The organism is Chitinophaga caseinilytica, from assembly GCF_038396765.1.
Taxonomy (GTDB): domain Bacteria; phylum Bacteroidota; class Bacteroidia; order Chitinophagales; family Chitinophagaceae; genus Chitinophaga; species Chitinophaga caseinilytica.
Window position 1 is genome coordinate 5,586,131 of the sequence record NZ_CP150096.1, and the last position, 17,586, is coordinate 5,603,716.

Consider the following 17,586-nt stretch of genomic DNA (forward strand, 5'->3'; position numbering starts at 1 on the left):
AAATTGGATTAATCCTCTTCAACTTTGACGTCGCAATGTTTACCGTTCACGGAAATGAGCGGAGATGCTTCGCCGGCGTTGGATGTTATGGCGGAATAGGAGAGGTTTCCTTTGTTACGGTTTTCGCTGACATGCTTGAACACAAAGCCGTCGGCACTGAAATTCCCGTTCTTGATCTCGGCCCGCACGCGGAACGGTGTGCCCGATTGCATGCCCAGCTTTAGATCCGTGTAATTGATATCGGCATTCAGGGATTTGAAGTTCTTGTCGACCTTCCTGATCTTGACATTGCCGTAGTTGGCGCTGATGATGGCACTGGATCCCAGCCCTTCCATCTTCACATCGGTATAATTCGTCCGGAGCACCACGGTGCCGATGTTTTTGAATTTAATCTCGTCGTAATTCGACTGCACTTTCATTTCGCTCACATTGCCGAAACTGTGACTGCTATAGTTCGAAGTGATATTCACTTCGCTGGCACTCTCGCAGTTCAGCGATGAATAGTTCGACTGCACGGTCAGCACGTCCGTTTTACCGATTCGGGCTTTGTTGGTGTAGTTGATGCTGAGAAACAGGTTCCCCGCTTCGGCCACGTCGATGAAGCCGTAATTCACTTTCAGGTTGGAAGGGAAAGGCAGCTTCCGGGCGATCACGTCCCCGAAATTGCTGTCGATGTTCATCGCTTTCAGTTTCGACGGCACATACACATCGATGTCGATATTGACGTAATCCTTATTGTCTTTCTTGTTGCTGAACCAGCGGGAACCCGGGTTGGACGAGGCCGTGATATTGACGCTGTTCCCCGACTCCATGGCTCTCACATCGATCGTTTCGGTCATCCGCTGCGCCTGCTCCTTGTCTTTCCCGAAGCCGGTAACGGTAATGGTGGTTTTGCAGACGGGCTTGTCCCAGATATACACCGTCACCTTACCGTATTTGGTGTTGACGTTGACGCTGGAGTTGGCGCTTACGTTGAATTCCTTGACGATGACGACTTTATGTTCCTCATCGCCTTTCGCGGCGAATGCGAAAATGGGACAGAGTAAAAGAAAAAGTATGGTAGATTTAGAGAACATGTTTTTCAGTTGAAGTTGAAGTAGAATCGTTTGCGTATTTGTTCTGCTCTTCGAGGATCTTGTCCAGGAGCTCGAGCTTCATCTGGTAGTACCGGATCATGGCCGCGCGAACGCGTTCGTTCCCGGGATTGGCGGCCAGTTCCTTTTCCAGCATTTTATAGGTATCGTTGCGCAGTTCGAGCTCTTTCATGGTCAGGCTGTCGAGCCCCGTTTCCGCGGCGGGGAGCTGTTTGAGCGTTTCCAGTTTCTGTTCGATGCGCGCAGAATAATACGTTTCCATTTCCCTGATCTCCGGGATCACGACCGCTACCGGTTGCCGGGTGTTCAAATACTTCACCAGCAGGCCGGCGTTCGCGATCAAAGCCACGAGTATGGCGGCTTTCCACCAATGCCGGGCCATCATGGCCACTACCCTGCCCCGCTCCTTTCTCGGCTGCGGCAGCTGTTTTTCCAGCGCGGCCCAGACGTCCGGTCCCGGCCCATCTTCCTCAAATCCGCTCCTGTTCTGCCGGATAAACTCTTCCAGGTTCATATCTGCTTCGATTTAAGTTTCACGATCTGGCGGACTTTTTCCTTCGCCCGCATATATTGCGTTTTGACGGTCGATTCCGAGATATTCAGTAATCCGGCGATTTCGCGGTGACTGTAATCCTCGAAAATATACAGGTTCAGCACCGTTCTGTACCCCGCCGGCAGTTGGCCGATGGCGTCTTTCACGGCGGCTACCGTCAACGTATGCTCGGTTTCGTCTACCCCCTCTTCCTGCTTCCATTCCTGGTCTTCCACTTCCTCGAAATACACTTTCTTTTTCCGGAGGTAGCTGAGGCAGTGGTTGACGACGATCCTTTTGATCCAGGCGGTAAGACTGGTGTCTGAAGCCAGGTTGTCCAAATTTTTAAAGATCTGTACGAATGCCTCCTGCAGCACGTCTTCCGCATCGGCCTGGTGGCCCGTCATCCGGAGGCAAATATTATACATCGCCCTTGAATATGCATGATACAGGTCATGGAACGCACGGGAGTCTCCCTTGCGGCATCTGGCCATGAGCTGGTCTGTTACAGGCATTTGTTCCAAGCGTTTCGAGTGTAAATTCATATAAAAGACGGTGAGTCGTCAGGAAGGTTGCACGGGGCCGGGATCTTTTTTTCAATATACTGAAAACCACGCGGATATAAAAGCGAACGCGACCCAGAAGGGCCGCGTTCTTTCCATCCTTATATACCTAAAACATGATTAGGTCGGAGTTGATTGCCTACTTCACCCGGTTGAGCTCGTCTTCGAGGCCGGTTTTGCGGTTCCGGGCCTCTTTTACATTGCTGTTGCCGAATCGGTAGGAGAAATTGAGGCGCACCTGGCGGCTGTCCCAGCCGGTCTTGAGCGCGATGTCGCGGTTCGTGACATGGTAATTGCCGCGGAAGCGCTGCGTCTGGAAAACATCTTGCACGTTCAGTTTGATAGTGCCCTTCTTTTTGAGGATCTGCTTCTGAAAGCCCAGGTTCAGCGCATACATCGGTTCCATCTCGAAGAGCCCTTCGCCGGCCACCTGGCGGGAATTGTACCAGAAGATCGCTTCCGTCGTATAACCCTTGCCCAGGGTGAAAGTGTGTTGCGTCTGACCGAAGAAGCCACCGGAACTGCGGTCCAGCACCTCACCCTTCACCTCGGTCTGGAAACGGTTGTAGAAAACCGAAACCGTGTTGAACGTTTTCCACCATTTGGTGATCTCGTAAGGGGCAGACAGGTTCAGATTGACGTTGTCTTTCTTGGCCACGTTCATATATTTATATGTAACGATCGTGGTATCGCCCGTGGCTTCGTCTACCGAAGGTTCCAGGATGCGCGACAGCATATCTTTCGTATGGCTGTAGCCCACAGCCGCGGTCAGGAACGATTTGAAAGTATACGTAAGGTCGAAGTTGTTGGAGAACTGCGGCCGGAGGTTCGGGTTGCCCGCGCCTTTCGTGTACCGGTCGATGTAGAACTCGAAAGGGTTCAGGTCATCGTAGCTCGGGCGCTGGAGGCGGCGGCTGTAAGACACGCCCCACTGGTGGTCTTTGCTGGCGTTGTAGCTGAAAAACACGCTCGGGAAGAAGTTGAGATACGTGATGTCGTTCACTTTCTTGATGGTGACAGACGTGCCGGTGACGTTCGATTGCTCGGCACGGAGCCCCGCCTGCACGCCGAGTTTCTTGAACTGGCGGCTGTAATTGATATACGCGGCGTTTACGTTTTCCTTGTATATGAAGTAGTTGGAACGATTGGCATCGTATTCCCAACCGCTTTTGCGAAGGGAGTCGAAGCGGGAATTGTTATCGGAATCCACCCAGCTGAACTTCACCCCTGCCTCGAACTTGTCGTTATGGCGCAGCGGATGCGTATAGTCGAGTTTGAAGGTTTTGATATTGATGATAGACGGCTGATGGGCACGGGTCACATCCTGGCGCAGCATGGCTTCGCCCACTGCATCTTTATAGTTGGAATACAAGACGTTATCGCTCCTTTCCGTATTGCGGGAATAGTCGAGGTCGATGTTGAGCTCTTTGCCGGCGGTGTCGAGCTTGCCTTTATAGTTGAAGTTGTAGGACTGGCGTTTCCAGCGCTGATCGTTGTCGGAAGTGGTGTTGAGGATAGAATCCAGTTTAACGCCGTTGCCGATGTTGGTGTTCGAGATCCCGTCGCCGGCCCACTTGTTATCGCCCATGTCGAACATGACGCCTACGGTGTGGTTCTTGTTCAGGAAATAATCGAGCCCTACTTTGGCGCCGTGGTAGCGGGATTTCTTGTCGATATTGGAGATCTGGTCGAAAACCGTCCGGCCAGACGCTTCATTATTATCACGGTAGATTTTCAGGAATTCGAAATTGCGGTTGAAGTTATAGTTGTACGAACCGTAAACGTTTACCTTTTTGCTGCGATAGTTGAGGTTGAGGCCTCCGTTGGCCTTGGGCAGTGTGCCCTGGGCGTAACCCAGGTTCACACTGCCGTTGGTGCCATAGTTGCTGTTTTTCTTCAGCTTGATATTAATGATCCCGGCATTGCCCGCTGCATCGTATTTGGCGGAAGGATTGGCGATCAGTTCCAACTGGTCGATGTTGGAGCTGGGCATGTTTTTGAGCAACATGGCAATATCCTGGGGAGACATGTTCGATACTTTACCGTCGATCATAATGATGACGCCGTTTTTGCCGCGCATGGAGATGTTATCGTCCTTATCCACCTGGATGCCGGGCGACTGCTGGAGCACTTCGAGCGCGGTGCCGCCTGCGGCCACGATGGAGTTTTCGACGTTCACGACCATTTTATCGGCTTTCTGCTCGATGAAAGGCCGTTTGCCGGTTACGTCCACCGCTTTGAGGTTGCGGGCGTCTTCTCCCAGCACGATGGCGGGGAGGTTAACGGGGGAACCATTGAGGGTGAAAGGTTGGGAAAATCCTTTCTTCAGCCCCATGTTGGCTGCCGCCACTATGTACCGGCCGCCGGGCACACCTTCGAAGGCATATTTGCCGGCGATGTCGGCCAGCACGCCTTTAACGAGTACGGAGTCTTTAGCACGGAGAAGGGTTACGGTGGCAAATTCAACTGGAGCGTTCGTGGTACGGGTCACTTTACCGGCGATCTCCCCTTTCGAAGTAGCGCCGTTTTGGGATTGGGCATGGACGGAAGTGATGGTTCCGGCGACAATGCCACTGAGGATCAACACTTTGTAAAACGATTTCATATAAGGCGGATTATAGATGGATTTAGAACTGTAGATTGATTAGAACCTTTGTTTGAGTAGTTCCTTTCTTTATCAACTACAGTGCTAAGGTAGGTAGTATGTTTTGCATAGTACATAATTATACATAAGTGGTCATTAGAAAGTGATGATTGGTAAAATCGGTGGAAACAGTTTGGGAAACCTGCAAACTGGTTTGCTGTTACTATGAGAAAGACGACCCGCAATGGGATTGGTTACAAACATTTTTGAAAAAAGCGCGGCGCCGGGGAATCCCCGGCGCCGCGCGCTACATTATATATTACGTACCTCCCTGATCAGGATTTCTGCTCTTCTTCTCCCTGCGGTTGCTCCGCCAATTCCGGCGCCGCTTCCGTTGCCACTTCTTCTTCCTTCCTGCGGCGGCCCGTGATCCATTTCCATAAACCGGCACCAGCGGCAATCAGCCCCATCACGATCAGTTTCCCGAATTTAGCCAGGATGGCGAAGAACCCGACCTTGGCCAGCACCTTTCCTGCTACCAGGCTGCCCACCGTCCAGGCGGCCACTTCGTCCACCTTCGGATCGAAGTCCGCATAGGCATGGCCGCTTTCAAATGTGGCGGATTTCAAAATCCCGGGGATGTTTTTCTTGATCTCCGGCAGCTGGTCCATCGTTCCGATGGCGCTCATCACCAGCACGCCCTTACGCCCCAAAACGCGCAAATGGTAGTTGAGCGTACGCTTCTCCGCGTCGCTCCCCTGCAGCTCCATGGCCCAATGCAGCGTTTTCGTATTCGAATCGTAGAAAGGCGCCGCCGCCCATCCGATGGTACTGATCGTTTGCAAACCCTGCTCCTTGCGCAGCTTGTTAGACGCTTCGTCGTCTTCCTTCATGCCTTTGAGCACATCGTCATAGTCCATCTTGTCGGCATCCTCATCTTTCACATATCCCATCCCGTCGAAACTGATATCGAACGCCCAGGAAGCATCGTCCAGCGGGCCATATTGCTCGGGGAAGATCATGCCCATGGTTTCGCCTTCGAGGTTGCCCCAAAGCTCTTCGAGCACGCGGTGGCTTTGCGGCGCATCCAGGTACTTGAAGCCTTTCGGCACTTCGATGGTAACACCGTGCGACAGGGTGATTTTACCAGTTTGGTATTTGAAGGTTTTGTGGACGGAATCGCGGTATTGCTGCACGGCGGCGGCAATTTCCGCTTCGGAGGCTTCGTCCGTTTGCTCCTGCGGTCCGCCGGCGCGTGGACCGCTCGTGTCCAGCTGTGCGAATACAGTCGAGAAAGTGGCCATACATGCGGCCACCAGGGTAACAGTTCTCATGGTATGAGGGATTTTGATTTAGTTTTTGATCTTATTCTTCCTTCCCTTCGTCTAACCGCAGGTTCGCGATGACGTCGGGCAATAGTTCCTGCATTTTTTCGAACACGAGCCGTTCTTCTTTACGGATATGCGCTTCCAGCGCCCTGGCCAGCTGGTCCATCCCTTCCACCACATCGCTGCTGTCTACCAACGCACTGTACATCCCGGAAATGATGCGGTGGTCTTCGGCCAGTTCATCGATCATCACGTCCAGCTCCGGCACGAATCCGCGGCATTGCTCGAACAGGTGATCCTCTTTCTGGATATGCGGCACCATCGTTTCCTGGAACACTTTGACCATATATTTCATCTTCGACGCAGCATCGAGCGGGAACCCTTCGTACGGCGCCGCATCTTTCTTGAGATAGCGGCACACGAAAAGGAGTGTTTTATGCTCGTGCGACAGCGGTATGAGTTTCGGATGGCGTTGCATTATGCAGGATTTTTGACTGTGGGCGCGGTTTTACGGGCGTACCAGATCAGTGCGGCACCGCCGATCACCAGCAAGCTGGAAATCAGCTCCGCCTGTGTGGGATGGAAGCCGAAAATGTCGTATTTGGTGTTGACACGGATCTTTTCCACGAAAAATCTTTCCAATCCGTTGAGAATGAGATAGATACCGAAGATGACGCCGGGCGTGGTCACCTTCCTGCGGATGCCCATGAGCACGAGGAAGAACGCACCGCAGACGATGATCTCGTATAACGGTGTCGGGAACACGCCAACCGGCAGCGCGCTGCAATACTCCCCTTCGCAACCGGGCAGGCGAACGCCGTCGTTCACGACGTTGTGGGGATAATTATAGGCCACGAACCAGTCGGGCAGGAAGCCCAGTGCCGCGGGTTTCGGATAATATTTGTGGGGCACGTGCTCGATGGAGCCGAAGTGCCGGCTGAAGTATTCGGTTTCGCGCTCCATCACCTGCTGGTATTGCGCGGGCGCTACCTGTTCGATCTGGCCGGCGGCATTGGTAATGTAGGCGCTGTTGTTGATGCCCCAGTCGCCGTCGCCGGAAAACTGGCAACCCATCCGCCCGATCGCGTAGGCGAGCATGAGGGCGGGCCCGGCACTGTCTACCAGGTGTTTCCAGTTGATCTGTTTTTTAGCAGCGTAGCGGATGATGACATAGGCAGCCACGATGAGCCCCCCGTAAAAGGTGAGCCCGCTGGCGGAAAACAACGATCCCCAGGGATCGGCGGCGAATTCGCTCCAGTTTTCCAGGTTGTGGAAGATCTTGGCGCCGATGAGGCCGGCCACCGCCGCCTGGATGGTGAAGTCGGGCACGCGCTGGTGCGGCCAGACTTTCACTTTTACCTGCCGCGGCGTGGGCAGGGCCTTTTTCTTTTTCGTATAATATTTATAATACGCCATCCCGGCGGCTACGAGAAGCCCCCCGATGAGGCTGCCCTGGGCAGACAGCAGGTACTCCCTGAAATCGCCGATCTTGCCGAAAGCGCCGAAAAATTTGAAACCGATGATGAAACCGATGACTGCACTTACGAGCAGATCGGCCACGGAAGCGGGCTTGCCTTCGGTGACGGTTTCGTCTACCGGATGCAGCAACCCGAGCTTTTCACGGCGGCGCAATTCCGACGTAAGCACCCAGGCGGCGGCCAGGAAGGCCAGCGCCACGAAGAAACCAAAGGTCTGAACGATTTTAAGGTTGGGCAGCTCTACCCCAAAAAGATCCCTGAACGCGTAATATAAGTTAGGATACATAGGCGAAAAAAATGGTGATCTGAGTTTTCCTATGAACAAAGCCGAATCAGTCAGTCGGAAAATCAAACCACCAAGTTACATTGCAAATATGAATTTCCCATTAACCGGCTTAAAAAACCATGTAACGGGAAGCAACAAACGATTAGCAGTACTCGTCAAAAGCAGCCACCAGGTTGGTTGCGATCATTTGGGCGGAACGGCCCTCGATCATGTGGCGCTCAATGAAGTGTACGAGCTGACCGTCTTTGAAAAGCGCGATGGAAGGCGAAGACGGGGGATAAGGCAGCAGGTGCGTGCGGATCTGCTGAACGGCAGCACTGTCGAACCCGGCGAAGGAAGTCGTCAGTCTATCCGGCTTCTTCTCGCTGGCGGCAACGGCCATCAGTACACCCGGACGGGCGGTACCGGCGGAACACCCGCAAACGGAATTGATCACCACCAGGGTGGTACCTTCCTGTTTCAACGTTTCTTCCACTTTCTCGGGAGAAAGCATTTCCTGAAATCCATTATCTGTTAATTCTGCCTTCATCGGCATCACGAGTTCCGCAGGGTACATATATTTTAGTTTTGTACAAAGGTAATATTATATCGAGATACTTCAATTAGTTCATGATTTTTGTCATTTTGTCTGGAAACAACAATACAAATTGACATTTTGTCCGACACATCCGCCAAAAACTGGCTTTTTAACCGATTTCCGGCATTGGTATCCCATTTGATCTGTAGGAAGCGTAACCGTAAAACAAAAAATGGTTTAACGCATAAAAGATAATAAGTATGACACTCGTAAAATTCAATCAGCCCGCTAAAACCTTCCATGGTCTCGTAGACGAACTGTTTAATGGTAAATTCCTGAACAGGGACTTCGCTACCTCCGATTTCTACGGCGCATCTTACGCCCCGGTGAACATCTCCGAAACGAAAGATGGTTATGCTTTGGAAATCGTAGCGCCCGGCTTCGCCAAGGAAGATTTGAAAATCAAGGTCGACGGCCCTACGCTGACGATCAGTGCCGAAAAGAAAGCCGAAACCAAAGACGAAAACGAGAAACACCTTCGCCGCGAGTTCAGCTTCCGCTCCTTCTCCCGCTCCTTTACGCTGGACGAAAAAGTGGACGCTTCCAAAATCAACGCGAAATACGATAACGGCGTCCTGCATCTGACCCTGCCTAAAAAAGAGGCCGCACAGGAAACCGTAAAAGAAATTATAGTTGCATAAGGGTTAGGAATAGTTGCGATTTGTTGTGATTTGAATTCATAATACAAATACAACAGTAAAGAGGGCCGCCTTGTCTAAGGCGGCCCTTCGTTTTTATAGGTCCCGAAACTCCCACAAAAGTTCCATTCCCGGGCACAGAAATCCTACTACCTTGTGTATGAGCTATTTATTGGAATATCCCCTTTTTATGTCAGCAAATAAGAGCAGCAAACCAACTTTGTATACTGCCATTTACAACGCTGTGTGCGGAATGGTCACGGGAAAGCTTATACGCAAATCGGCCTGCGCCTGGGAACATGCGCGCATCTCGATGGTTTTCGACTACATTTTCTTCTACACCCTGATGCTGCTGCCCATTACGGCGGCACTGGTGTTCCTGCAAGACATACCCAATCTCATCATCACCACCTCTTTCCTGCTCGCGTTCCTGTTCTGCGGATGGCTCATGTATTCCGGGGCGCCGTATACGATGGTGGGCATCATGGCGGCTTTGAGCACCCTGCTCATCCCCATGGCCTGCTCGTTCATGAACGATATGGACCTATCCCCCATTTATGCTATCCCCTGGCTCATGGCCTGCATGCTCGGGTATTTCATTCTGCCCCTGCGCGCATCGCTGTCGATCATGGCGGTACTTTTCGCTTACTTGGGCGTAGTGGCGTGGATGAAGCTGGAAAATTTCCGTGTCGGCTTCCCGCCTACCTATTCGGCGCTGGACCGCTACATCGCCACACCGTTCCTCATGCTGGGGTACCTGCTGATCATCCTGCGGGTGTGGGGCGTGTATTTCCGGAATATTTTCCGCCTGGAGCGGGAGCAGACGCTGCAGAAGCAACAGGAGTTCTCGGCGCTGGTGAACCAGAACCTCATTAAACAGTTCCTCCTTGTTAAAGGACTGAGCCGCTCGGGGAAGATCGATTTCATGGAAGGGAATACCGATCTGATAGACGCCCGTTTCAGCGAGATCGAAAAACAATGCGAATCCGCCATTCAGTACCTCGACCAGCAGCCGGAAGCCTGATCAGGGACAGTTTTCTTTCCGGCGGGTATCTACCAGGTAAAGGACTTTCCATCCATCGGCGGATTTATACAGCTGGAAGCTGTTCACCCCGCAATGACTGAACTTTTCGCCCAGGTAAAACTTGTAGGGCGTCCAGACGCTGGCCATCGGCCCATCCACCAATACCTGCCCAAACTCGATCCGCTCATCCCACACGTCCGTGTGAGGCTTGCCTACAGCTGTTATGAAGTCCTGCGCGGGCATTGTATGCACCTTTATCTCCCCCGTTTTGGACGTCGCAACAGACTGCAAGACGGCAGTTTGATGAAACACAGCCTTTACCAACGCGCTGTCGCCCCGCTTCATCCCTTCAAACAGTTGCCTGACAACGCTTTTTACGGCTTCAGCGTCTGAATCCTGCGCCGAGCCTCGATAAGAACACATTAACAAAATTACCAAGGGGATAATTCGCCGAAACGGCATGGGGTTGTTTTTTGATAGTTGACACATGTATTTTGAGGTTTTGAAAACGGCTGTAACGAAAAAATTGTAAAAAAGTTGTTAAAAGATACAACTAAGTGGTATTTGCGGCAGAAAGAACGGTCCCTATTTTTGATAATAATAAATCCATCGTAACCTATTGCCTCTATACTGAAATGTTCCAATTCCCACATACCTTGAAATGTCCCTTTTACCTTATGCCATGAATATTCCATTTCATCCCTAACGCTATGAATGTTGGATCAATCTATCCTATGAAATTATAGGCTCTCCTGCTGGAGAGCCTATTTTTATGGTGTTATCCGTTTTAACGAAAGGCGGAAAGAGCGGCTATCGGTCACTTAAATTACGAACCGGATATGGCTTGGCCGGGCCCAAAATGGACGAGCGGTCGAATTCCGGGGAGGGTATAAAAAACGAAACCCCTCGGAGAACCGAGGGGTTTTTAAGTGGATTACTAACCCATATTTTTAATAACCCAAAATTTTCAGCATGCTTTGAGCGGTTTGCTCTTTCGCGTATAGCCAATCTTTTAATTGTCCGTTTTTGTCGTGCCCAACGATCACGTGCTTGGGCGACGGGATGAGGCAGTGTTTGATGCCGCCGTACCCGCTCAGCTGGTCCTGGTACGCCCCGGTATGGAAGAAACCGATGTATAGTGGTTCCTGTTCGCCGGTCAGCTTCGGGAGGAACACGGCGTTGATGTGCTCTTCCGAGGTGTAGAAATCGTACCCATCGCAGGTGAGCCCACCGAGATGCACTTCCTGGTACTCCTGGTCCCATTTGTTAATGGGCAGCATGAGGAACTTCTCCCCGATGCCCCAGGTGTCTGGCAGGGTCGTAATGAAAGAGCTGTCGATCATGTACCAGGCTTCACGGTCGTTCTGCATTTTTTCGCCGAGCACGGAGTAGATCACTGCCCCGCTTTCGCCTACCGTGAAGGAACCGAATTCTGTATAGATGTCCGGCACCGGTACTTTGTTCTTTTTGCAAACGCTCTTGATGTTGGCTACGATCTCGTTTACGATGTAAGCGTAATCATAGTCGAACCCGAGGGAGTGCTTGATCGGGAAGCCGCCGCCGAGGTTGATGCTTTCCAGTTCTGGGCAGATCTTCTTCAGCTGGCAATAGAGGTTCAACACTTTGTTGAACTGGCTCCAATAAAATATATCGTCTTTGATGCCCTTGTTCATAAAGAAGTGGAGCATCTTCAGTTCGAACTTCGGATTTCCTTTCAGCTTGTCCACGTAATATTCGAGGATGTCGCTTTTGGCGATGCCGAGGCGGGAGGTGTAAAAATCAAAGGTGGGCTCTTCCTCGGCGGCGATACGGATACCCAGTTTAACGGGATCTTTGGTCCGCACGAATTTGGAATAATCCTCCAGTTCCTCCTTGTTGTCGAGCACCGGGATCACGTTTTTGAAACCGGAGTTGATCAGCTTGGCGATGGCCCGGGTATAGGTCTTTGTTTTATACCCGTTGCAGATCACGAAGGTTTCCTTGTTGATCTTCTTACGTTCATAGAGCTTGTTAATAATGTCTATGTCGTAAGCGAACGACGTTTCGATGTGGACGTTCTGCCGGAGCACCTCGTCCATGATGAACGAAAAGTGAGAACTTTTGGTACAGTAGCAATAGTAATAATTGCCATCATACTTGTTCTTCTTGATCGCATCCTGGAACATCTTTTTCGCCCTGCTTACCTGCATCCCGATCTTGGGAAGATAGGTCAGTTTGAAGGGGGTGCCGTATTTGTCGATCAGCGCCCGCATGTCCAGCCCGTTGAAAAACAGGTTATTCTCCTTCACATCGAATCCTTCCTGCGGGAACTCGAAGGTCTGGTTAACCAGGTCCGTGTAGGTGTTGTTCATTTAATTCTGTGAATGAATTTCTAAGGTCAAAAAATTAATACACAATAAATGAGCTGGAAACTTCTGGTTTTAAGTTGAAACAAGTCACAACACACCTACGTAAGTCGTTCCCCAGCAAAATCGGATGCAAATCTACTATTTTGTTCCAATGGATTCCCAAAAAATTTCGATCTTTTTTACGAATGGGGAATAACATTGTTATTACACTGTATCACAACCACTTACACTATATTACATAAAGCGTTTAATTAGCTGAAAGGAGCTTTTCCGGCGCAGGAGGCCCCGGGTTGACATTCCTTTTACAATCCCTTCATAATCATTTCAGTAACTCCAAACCCCTTTTCCCTTCACAGAATAACAGATCGAGGATGCTAAGGTTCGGCAAAAAGCCGGTCCTTTCCCCAAAAACCTGCGTGTATTCGACGGGGTTTTCCGGGACCTGGCCGGGTACCATTTTGTCGCGCAGGTCGAGGATGGTGGTATCATTATTATAGTCCTTCTCGAAAGTGTCCGTCATTTCCACGTGGGGCGCAAACCCGAGGGCGCGGTTGGCGAACTCGAAGCAGGCCATGTTCCAGTCGAGCAGATATTCAAATTCCTTCTCATATAACATTTCCAGTTCCGGCTCGAAATATTCGAACCAGGGGGAACGGCGGTAAGCGGAGGTGAGGGTTTTCCAGTGGAGTTGCTGCCAGGGTTCGAGGTTGGAAATGCGAACGTCTTTCATGACAGTCCGCTGGTTTTTTCCTTTCACGAGCGGAACGCTCAAAAGTATCATTCCGTTGGGCCCGGCGATGTAGCAACGATTGCGAAAACTGACCTTCTGGTAGTGCTCCATGCGCTCAAAGCGCACTTTTTCGCCTTCAATTAAAGTTTTATAGAAGCTGATAGGCGGAAAATATTGACTTTCAATGAGTAATATTTCGTTTTTCTGCTGTTCTGCCATACTGTCCATTTTAGTTTTCCGGTGATGTAAATCAACGTGAAATGGGTGATTACAATTAAATAAAAAGCTTTTGTTAATGCACTTCAACTTCTTGATTAACAGCCCATAGAATTTTAATAAATATGCTATTAATATTAGCAATCGCCCATTTCACGTAAAATGTTAAAAGTCAACAAAAATACTAAAGATATTAGTCTAAAAAATCGTTGATTTTTGAGCGTTTTTATTTAAAGTAAAATTTCAAGTAGACGGGTCGCTCCCAGCCCGGTTTTTAACTTAATTTTTGGAGGGATTTGTCGTAGGTTTGGTGGAAATTTTCAAACGCCGTCATGAAGCAGGTAACCTGGTATTTTATGATCCTTCTCGTTTGGGGTGGGGTCAGCGCATGTGGAAAAATGAAGGACCTGGAGTTTATCCGGGTCGCGAGTTTCGATATGGAAAATCTGAGCTTTTCAAAAAGCACGGTCAAAATCGAACTGGCCTATTACAACCCGAACAATTTTTCGCTCCGGTTGAAAGATGCCGAATTCGACGTTTTTCTGGACGACACGAAAGTTGGGCATTCTTTCCAGGACACCTTAATTGACATCCCGGCGCGCGATACTTTTTATTTTCCGGTGAAGCTCCAGGTCGAAATGGGGAATGTTTTCAAGAACATGCTCGGCGTTTTGGCGAACAAGGAGGTAACTATTAAAGCCGCCGGAAATTGCAAAGTCGGCAAAAAAGGGGTCTATCTTCCCTTCCCGATCCACTGCGAAACGAAACAGAAACTCGACTTTTTCTGATGGAACAACTGACTTTTTGGGATCAACTGATGTCGTTTTTTACGTCGGCCATTCAATTTATCGCGACGTGGTTTTTCGGATTTTGATGCGTTTTTTCAAATTCCGGCATCCTGAACCCAGCGCATTTTACACCTGATTTTATATTTCGACGATTCGAATTACAATAATTAAAGCCATCCTTTCCGGATGGCTTTTTTGTTTTCGCGCGTGATTTTATGACATCGCTGATGCTTTTTGGGGAACCCTGGCTGCCGGATTTTGTGGTTGATTTTGCCGGTTAAGGCGCCAGGAAAATCGGACTATCCCACCCTAAAACACCACAATTTTGCACCTAAAAATGGGGGCACCCAATGCCCAAAACGAGTTTTACAACGCCCTTTTTCTTCTCAGATTTACCCGGTTTTCCGTTTTTCGACGTCGCTTAGACAGTCGAAATCACCTCGAAAATCCTGTCTTTTTTGTTGGGATTTCGGATCGATCGGCTGTCTAAAACTCATCTGCCCAACTTCAAAACTTGTCGGAGATCGTTGATTTGAGGTGCTGTTTTGAGGAAGGGAAAATTGTACTTTTTGAGGATCGGGGTATTTTGAAGGCTGCTCTTCCCCTATCGATCGGGTTCACTTTTTTTGCACAGGAATTGAGGTGCAGGGGGATTTGTGCCAAACAAATTGCTACTGATTTTCCACATTTCTCACATGGATTTGAAGGAAAATCAAATGGTTTCTAACGGTAATTCCTCCAGAAAACTCTCCTCGATATACTGGATCGAGGGCAATTGTTCTCTTAATTTGTTCGGAAAATCAGTTGTTAATTGGTACGCTGCAACCCCAATCGGCCTGTTCATTTCAAGCTGATAAACGTGGGTTAACGCAAGTTTTGGGCACAAAAAAACCGCCCCGGCAAGCCGGAGCGGTCGAATTCGATATAATAATATAACTAGTGTTTCTTCTGAACAGGGCCTCCACCGTCTTCCGGTTTCTTGCAGCACTTGGGCAGGTCGTTATAAGAATCCGCATTGGCGGTTACATCGTCTGCATCGTACCCAACGTTCGCAATGGCGGTTTTGATGTTCTCGATATTGGTGCGGTCGGTAAAATACTTCACCGTCGCTTCCTTCTTCTTCACGTCCACCACCATGGATTTTACCCCCTCTTCTTTCAGGAAATACCGCTGGATCGCGTCTTTGCACATATTGCACTGAACGGAAGGCACCTTGATCTTCGCCGTTACAAGCGTTCCTTTCTTCGCCTGGGCCATCGCAGAACCTGTAACAGCCAGCAGCAGCACCAGCATCATTTTAATGATACGCATAGGATGAATAGTTTTTAATCTCTCACAATATACGATTTCATCACAATATATCGGCTATTTCCCCCACACATCGGGAGCCGTACGCCAGGCTTGCAATGTAGCCTGTTCGTCGGGCCCCACCTGGCCTTTTTCCACCGCCAGTTCGATCAGGGCGGCGTAGTTGCTCAGGGAACGGAAGGGAACACTTGCCGATTCGAAAGCCTTCACGGCGATATCGAACCCGTAATTGAAGATAGACACCATCCCGATCACTTCGCCTCCCGCTGCGCGGATCGCCTGCACAGCTTCCAGGCTGCTCTTGCCGGTGGAAATCAGGTCTTCCACCACCACAACCGGCTGGCCCGGCTGCAACACCCCTTCGATCTGATTGCCCATCCCATGCTCCTTCGGCTTGGAACGCACATAGATGAACGGCAGCTTCAGCTGATCGGCCACCATGGCGCCATGCGGGATGCCCGCCGTTGCCACGCCCGCAATCACCGCGGCTTCCGGCCATGTCTCGAACACCACGTTGCAAAGCTCGGACTTAATGTAATCCCGGACATACGGATAAGACAATACTTTGCGGTTGTCGCAATAAATCGGGGATTTCCAGCCCGAAGCCCAGGTGAAAGGCTGGGCAGGACTCAGTTTTACGGCTTGTATCTGTAACAGTTTCTCTGCTACCTGTTTTTCGCTGATATTGTTCATAACGGCGCAAAAGTACGATGAATAATGCAAAGGATTATTTTTGCGGCATGGAAACACCGATACACATATATATTAATGAGCGCCCGCTCCTGATCGCCGGCCTCCATACACCGCTCCCCGCCGAATTCACAGGCGCCACCACCCTTTTCAATCCGCCCGCGGCCGAGGTGGCCCAAACCATCGCCCTGCTGGAAAAGAACCAGCTCCCGGCCGTCGTGTTCCGCACCGGCGAAGCCGATGCCCTCCTCGAACAAGTCAAAAGCCATTTTACGGTACTCGTGGCAGCGGGTGGCCTGGTCACCAACGAAGCGGGAGACATCCTCCTCATGTTCCGCCGCGGCAAGTGGGACCTTCCCAAAGGTAAACAGGACGACGGCGAAACCCTCGAAGCCTGCGCCCTTCGCGAAGTCCAGGAAGAAACCGGGCTTTCGAACGTGACCCTCGGCCGCCTCATCACCGAAACTTACCACTATTATTCCCTCAAAGGAAAAAACATACTCAAGCACAGCTACTGGTACCGCATGCACTTCTTCGGCACGGAGCTCACCGTTCCCCAGATCGAGGAAGACATCATGGACATCCAGTGGATCAAGCCCGAGCACATCGCCCGGTACATGCCCTACTCTTACCAAAACATCGTAGACGTGCTCACCAAAGCCGGCTACACCGCCCAACCCTCATGAACGCCCAATCCCACTACGAAAACCACCTCGCCGCATTCTACGCCTGGATGTCGGGGAATTTCGAAACGAAGCAACAGGAGCAGCAGGACTGGTTTTCCGGCCACGGCGTGCTCCCGCGCGGCAACAAGGTAGCCATCGACCTGGGGGCCGGCCACGGCCTGCAGTCGGTTTCCCTGGCCAGGCTGGGGTTCTCGGTGTTTGCCGTCGATTTTAACCAGCACCTGCTGTCTGAACTGAACGCCCGGGCCAAAGGGCTCCCCATCCGCACCGTGCTGGCCGACCTGAAAAATGTGCCGCAATACGCCACGGAGGCCGAGCTCATCACCTGTATGGGTGATACGCTCACGCACCTGGACAGTATCGAAACCGTCCGGAATCTTATCCAGCAATGGTCTGCACTGTTGCCGGCCGGCGGGCGCATCGCCCTGTCGTTCCGCGACCTCACGGAAGAGCTCTTCGGCGAACAGCGGTTCATTCCCATTAAGGCAGACGATCAGCGGATCCATACCTGCTTCCTGGAATACGGACCGGGATTTGTGCGGGTGTACGACCAATTGCTGGAAAAACAGAACGGGGAATGGGTACAGAAAGTGAGCAGTTACCGGAAACTGCGAATGGGAGCGGATTTGGTGAAGGAAATGCTCGCGGATGCGGGATTCCGCGTCGTGCAGCACGACGTCATCGCCAGGATGCAGTACCTGCTGGCGGAAAAATAA

Annotated in this window: 18 protein-coding genes; 5 read left to right on the plus strand and 13 right to left on the minus strand. The window is 50.9% G+C overall.

The window, feature by feature from the left end; translation table 11 throughout:
* Positions 1-8 precede the first annotated feature (8 nt).
* The 8 genes from WJU22_RS23095 to WJU22_RS23130 form a co-directional block, all read right to left on the minus strand.
* On the minus strand, positions 9-1,076 hold the full coding sequence (locus WJU22_RS23095) for a hypothetical protein (RefSeq protein WP_341840536.1): 1,068 nt from the start codon (positions 1,074-1,076) through the stop codon (positions 9-11).
* Positions 1,066-1,608: a hypothetical protein gene (locus tag WJU22_RS23100; protein ID WP_341840537.1), complete on the minus strand. Its 543-nt coding sequence runs from the start codon at positions 1,606-1,608 to the stop codon at positions 1,066-1,068. Before WJU22_RS23100 ends, WJU22_RS23095 begins: the two co-directional genes overlap by 11 nt.
* Positions 1,605-2,141: an RNA polymerase sigma factor gene (locus tag WJU22_RS23105; RefSeq protein ID WP_341840538.1), complete on the minus strand. Its 537-nt coding sequence runs from the start codon at positions 2,139-2,141 to the stop codon at positions 1,605-1,607. Before WJU22_RS23105 ends, WJU22_RS23100 begins: the two co-directional genes overlap by 4 nt.
* A gap of 187 nt (positions 2,142-2,328) precedes the next feature.
* A complete protein-coding gene (locus WJU22_RS23110) occupies positions 2,329-4,794 on the minus strand; it encodes a TonB-dependent receptor domain-containing protein (protein ID WP_341840539.1) in 2,466 nt (821 codons plus the stop codon).
* 314 nt (positions 4,795-5,108) lie between these two features.
* Positions 5,109-6,107 carry a DUF2167 domain-containing protein gene (locus WJU22_RS23115; protein WP_341840540.1) on the minus strand — a complete coding sequence of 333 codons (999 nt, stop codon included), beginning with the start codon at positions 6,105-6,107 and terminating at the stop codon, positions 5,109-5,111.
* Between the two features lie 31 nt (positions 6,108-6,138).
* Positions 6,139-6,579: a hemerythrin domain-containing protein gene (locus tag WJU22_RS23120; protein ID WP_341840541.1), complete on the minus strand. Its 441-nt coding sequence runs from the start codon at positions 6,577-6,579 to the stop codon at positions 6,139-6,141.
* Positions 6,579-7,865, minus strand: coding sequence for a prolipoprotein diacylglyceryl transferase (locus tag WJU22_RS23125; protein WP_341840542.1), 1,287 nt, complete (start codon positions 7,863-7,865; stop codon positions 6,579-6,581). Before WJU22_RS23125 ends, WJU22_RS23120 begins: the two co-directional genes overlap by 1 nt.
* A gap of 142 nt (positions 7,866-8,007) precedes the next feature.
* Positions 8,008-8,421, minus strand: a complete 414-nt coding sequence (locus tag WJU22_RS23130; RefSeq protein WP_126248878.1) for a BrxA/BrxB family bacilliredoxin — start codon at positions 8,419-8,421, stop codon at positions 8,008-8,010.
* Between the two features lie 221 nt (positions 8,422-8,642).
* Here WJU22_RS23130 and WJU22_RS23135 point away from each other — a divergent pair, with 221 nt between their 5' ends.
* Both WJU22_RS23135 and WJU22_RS23140 read left to right on the plus strand, forming a co-directional pair.
* On the plus strand, positions 8,643-9,083 hold the full coding sequence (locus tag WJU22_RS23135) for an Hsp20/alpha crystallin family protein (protein WP_341840543.1): 441 nt from the start codon (positions 8,643-8,645) through the stop codon (positions 9,081-9,083).
* 187 nt (positions 9,084-9,270) lie between these two features.
* On the plus strand, positions 9,271-10,104 hold the full coding sequence (locus WJU22_RS23140; protein ID WP_341840544.1) for a hypothetical protein: 834 nt from the start codon (positions 9,271-9,273) through the stop codon (positions 10,102-10,104).
* Here the strand turns inward: WJU22_RS23140 and WJU22_RS23145 are convergent, their stop codons facing one another.
* The 3 genes from WJU22_RS23145 to WJU22_RS23155 all read right to left on the minus strand — a co-directional run bounded on the left by WJU22_RS23145 (position 10,105) and on the right by WJU22_RS23155 (position 13,401).
* Positions 10,105-10,593 (minus strand): nuclear transport factor 2 family protein, encoded by a 489-nt coding sequence (locus WJU22_RS23145; protein WP_341840545.1) that lies wholly within the window; start codon positions 10,591-10,593, stop codon positions 10,105-10,107.
* Positions 10,594-11,054: 461 nt separating this feature from the next.
* Positions 11,055-12,455, minus strand: a complete 1,401-nt coding sequence (locus WJU22_RS23150; RefSeq protein ID WP_341840546.1) for an arginine decarboxylase — start codon at positions 12,453-12,455, stop codon at positions 11,055-11,057.
* A 316-nt stretch (positions 12,456-12,771) separates the two neighbouring features.
* A complete protein-coding gene (locus WJU22_RS23155) occupies positions 12,772-13,401 on the minus strand; it encodes a WbqC family protein (protein ID WP_341840547.1) in 630 nt (209 codons plus the stop codon).
* A 329-nt stretch (positions 13,402-13,730) separates the two neighbouring features.
* Between WJU22_RS23155 and WJU22_RS23160 the strand changes: the two genes are divergently transcribed.
* A complete protein-coding gene (locus WJU22_RS23160; protein ID WP_341840548.1) occupies positions 13,731-14,186 on the plus strand; it encodes an LEA type 2 family protein in 456 nt (151 codons plus the stop codon).
* A gap of 936 nt (positions 14,187-15,122) precedes the next feature.
* Here WJU22_RS23160 and WJU22_RS23165 read toward each other — a convergent pair.
* The gene (locus tag WJU22_RS23165) at positions 15,123-15,497 is read right to left on the minus strand and encodes a heavy-metal-associated domain-containing protein (protein WP_341840549.1); all 375 of its coding nucleotides are present in this window, start codon (positions 15,495-15,497) and stop codon (positions 15,123-15,125) included.
* Positions 15,498-15,551: 54 nt separating this feature from the next.
* Complete coding sequence (gene pyrE / locus WJU22_RS23170) at positions 15,552-16,187, minus strand: orotate phosphoribosyltransferase (protein ID WP_341840550.1); 636 nt, start codon at positions 16,185-16,187, stop codon at positions 15,552-15,554.
* A gap of 47 nt (positions 16,188-16,234) precedes the next feature.
* Between pyrE and WJU22_RS23175 the strand changes: the two genes are divergently transcribed.
* The gene (locus tag WJU22_RS23175; protein ID WP_341840551.1) at positions 16,235-16,870 is read left to right on the plus strand and encodes an NUDIX hydrolase; all 636 of its coding nucleotides are present in this window, start codon (positions 16,235-16,237) and stop codon (positions 16,868-16,870) included.
* On the plus strand, positions 16,867-17,586 hold the full coding sequence (locus WJU22_RS23180; protein ID WP_341840552.1) for a class I SAM-dependent methyltransferase: 720 nt from the start codon (positions 16,867-16,869) through the stop codon (positions 17,584-17,586). The genes WJU22_RS23175 and WJU22_RS23180 overlap by 4 nt, the downstream gene beginning before the upstream one ends.

Bases quoted from the DNA above. Each gene is read 5' to 3' on its own strand.
- WJU22_RS23110 (WP_341840539.1), bottom strand. From the start codon at position 4,794: ATGAAATCGTTTTACAAAGTGTTGATCCTCAGTGGCATTGTCGCCGGA.
- WJU22_RS23165 (WP_341840549.1), bottom strand. From the start codon at position 15,497: ATGCGTATCATTAAAATGATGCTGGTGCTGCTGCTGGCTGTTACAGGT.
- WJU22_RS23180 (WP_341840552.1), top strand. From the start codon at position 16,867: ATGAACGCCCAATCCCACTACGAAAACCACCTCGCCGCATTCTACGCC.
- WJU22_RS23095 (WP_341840536.1), bottom strand. From the start codon at position 1,076: ATGTTCTCTAAATCTACCATACTTTTTCTTTTACTCTGTCCCATTTTC.
- WJU22_RS23145 (WP_341840545.1), bottom strand. From the start codon at position 10,593: ATGTGTCAACTATCAAAAAACAACCCCATGCCGTTTCGGCGAATTATC.
- WJU22_RS23115 (WP_341840540.1), bottom strand. From the start codon at position 6,107: ATGAGAACTGTTACCCTGGTGGCCGCATGTATGGCCACTTTCTCGACT.
- WJU22_RS23150 (WP_341840546.1), bottom strand. From the start codon at position 12,455: ATGAACAACACCTACACGGACCTGGTTAACCAGACCTTCGAGTTCCCG.
- WJU22_RS23155 (WP_341840547.1), bottom strand. From the start codon at position 13,401: ATGGCAGAACAGCAGAAAAACGAAATATTACTCATTGAAAGTCAATAT.
- WJU22_RS23140 (WP_341840544.1), top strand. From the start codon at position 9,271: ATGTCAGCAAATAAGAGCAGCAAACCAACTTTGTATACTGCCATTTAC.
- WJU22_RS23120 (WP_341840541.1), bottom strand. From the start codon at position 6,579: ATGCAACGCCATCCGAAACTCATACCGCTGTCGCACGAGCATAAAACA.
- WJU22_RS23105 (WP_341840538.1), bottom strand. From the start codon at position 2,141: ATGCCTGTAACAGACCAGCTCATGGCCAGATGCCGCAAGGGAGACTCC.
- WJU22_RS23135 (WP_341840543.1), top strand. From the start codon at position 8,643: ATGACACTCGTAAAATTCAATCAGCCCGCTAAAACCTTCCATGGTCTC.
- WJU22_RS23160 (WP_341840548.1), top strand. From the start codon at position 13,731: ATGAAGCAGGTAACCTGGTATTTTATGATCCTTCTCGTTTGGGGTGGG.
- WJU22_RS23100 (WP_341840537.1), bottom strand. From the start codon at position 1,608: ATGAACCTGGAAGAGTTTATCCGGCAGAACAGGAGCGGATTTGAGGAA.
- WJU22_RS23130 (WP_126248878.1), bottom strand. From the start codon at position 8,421: ATGTACCCTGCGGAACTCGTGATGCCGATGAAGGCAGAATTAACAGAT.
- pyrE (WP_341840550.1), bottom strand. From the start codon at position 16,187: ATGAACAATATCAGCGAAAAACAGGTAGCAGAGAAACTGTTACAGATA.
- WJU22_RS23125 (WP_341840542.1), bottom strand. From the start codon at position 7,865: ATGTATCCTAACTTATATTACGCGTTCAGGGATCTTTTTGGGGTAGAG.
- WJU22_RS23175 (WP_341840551.1), top strand. From the start codon at position 16,235: ATGGAAACACCGATACACATATATATTAATGAGCGCCCGCTCCTGATC.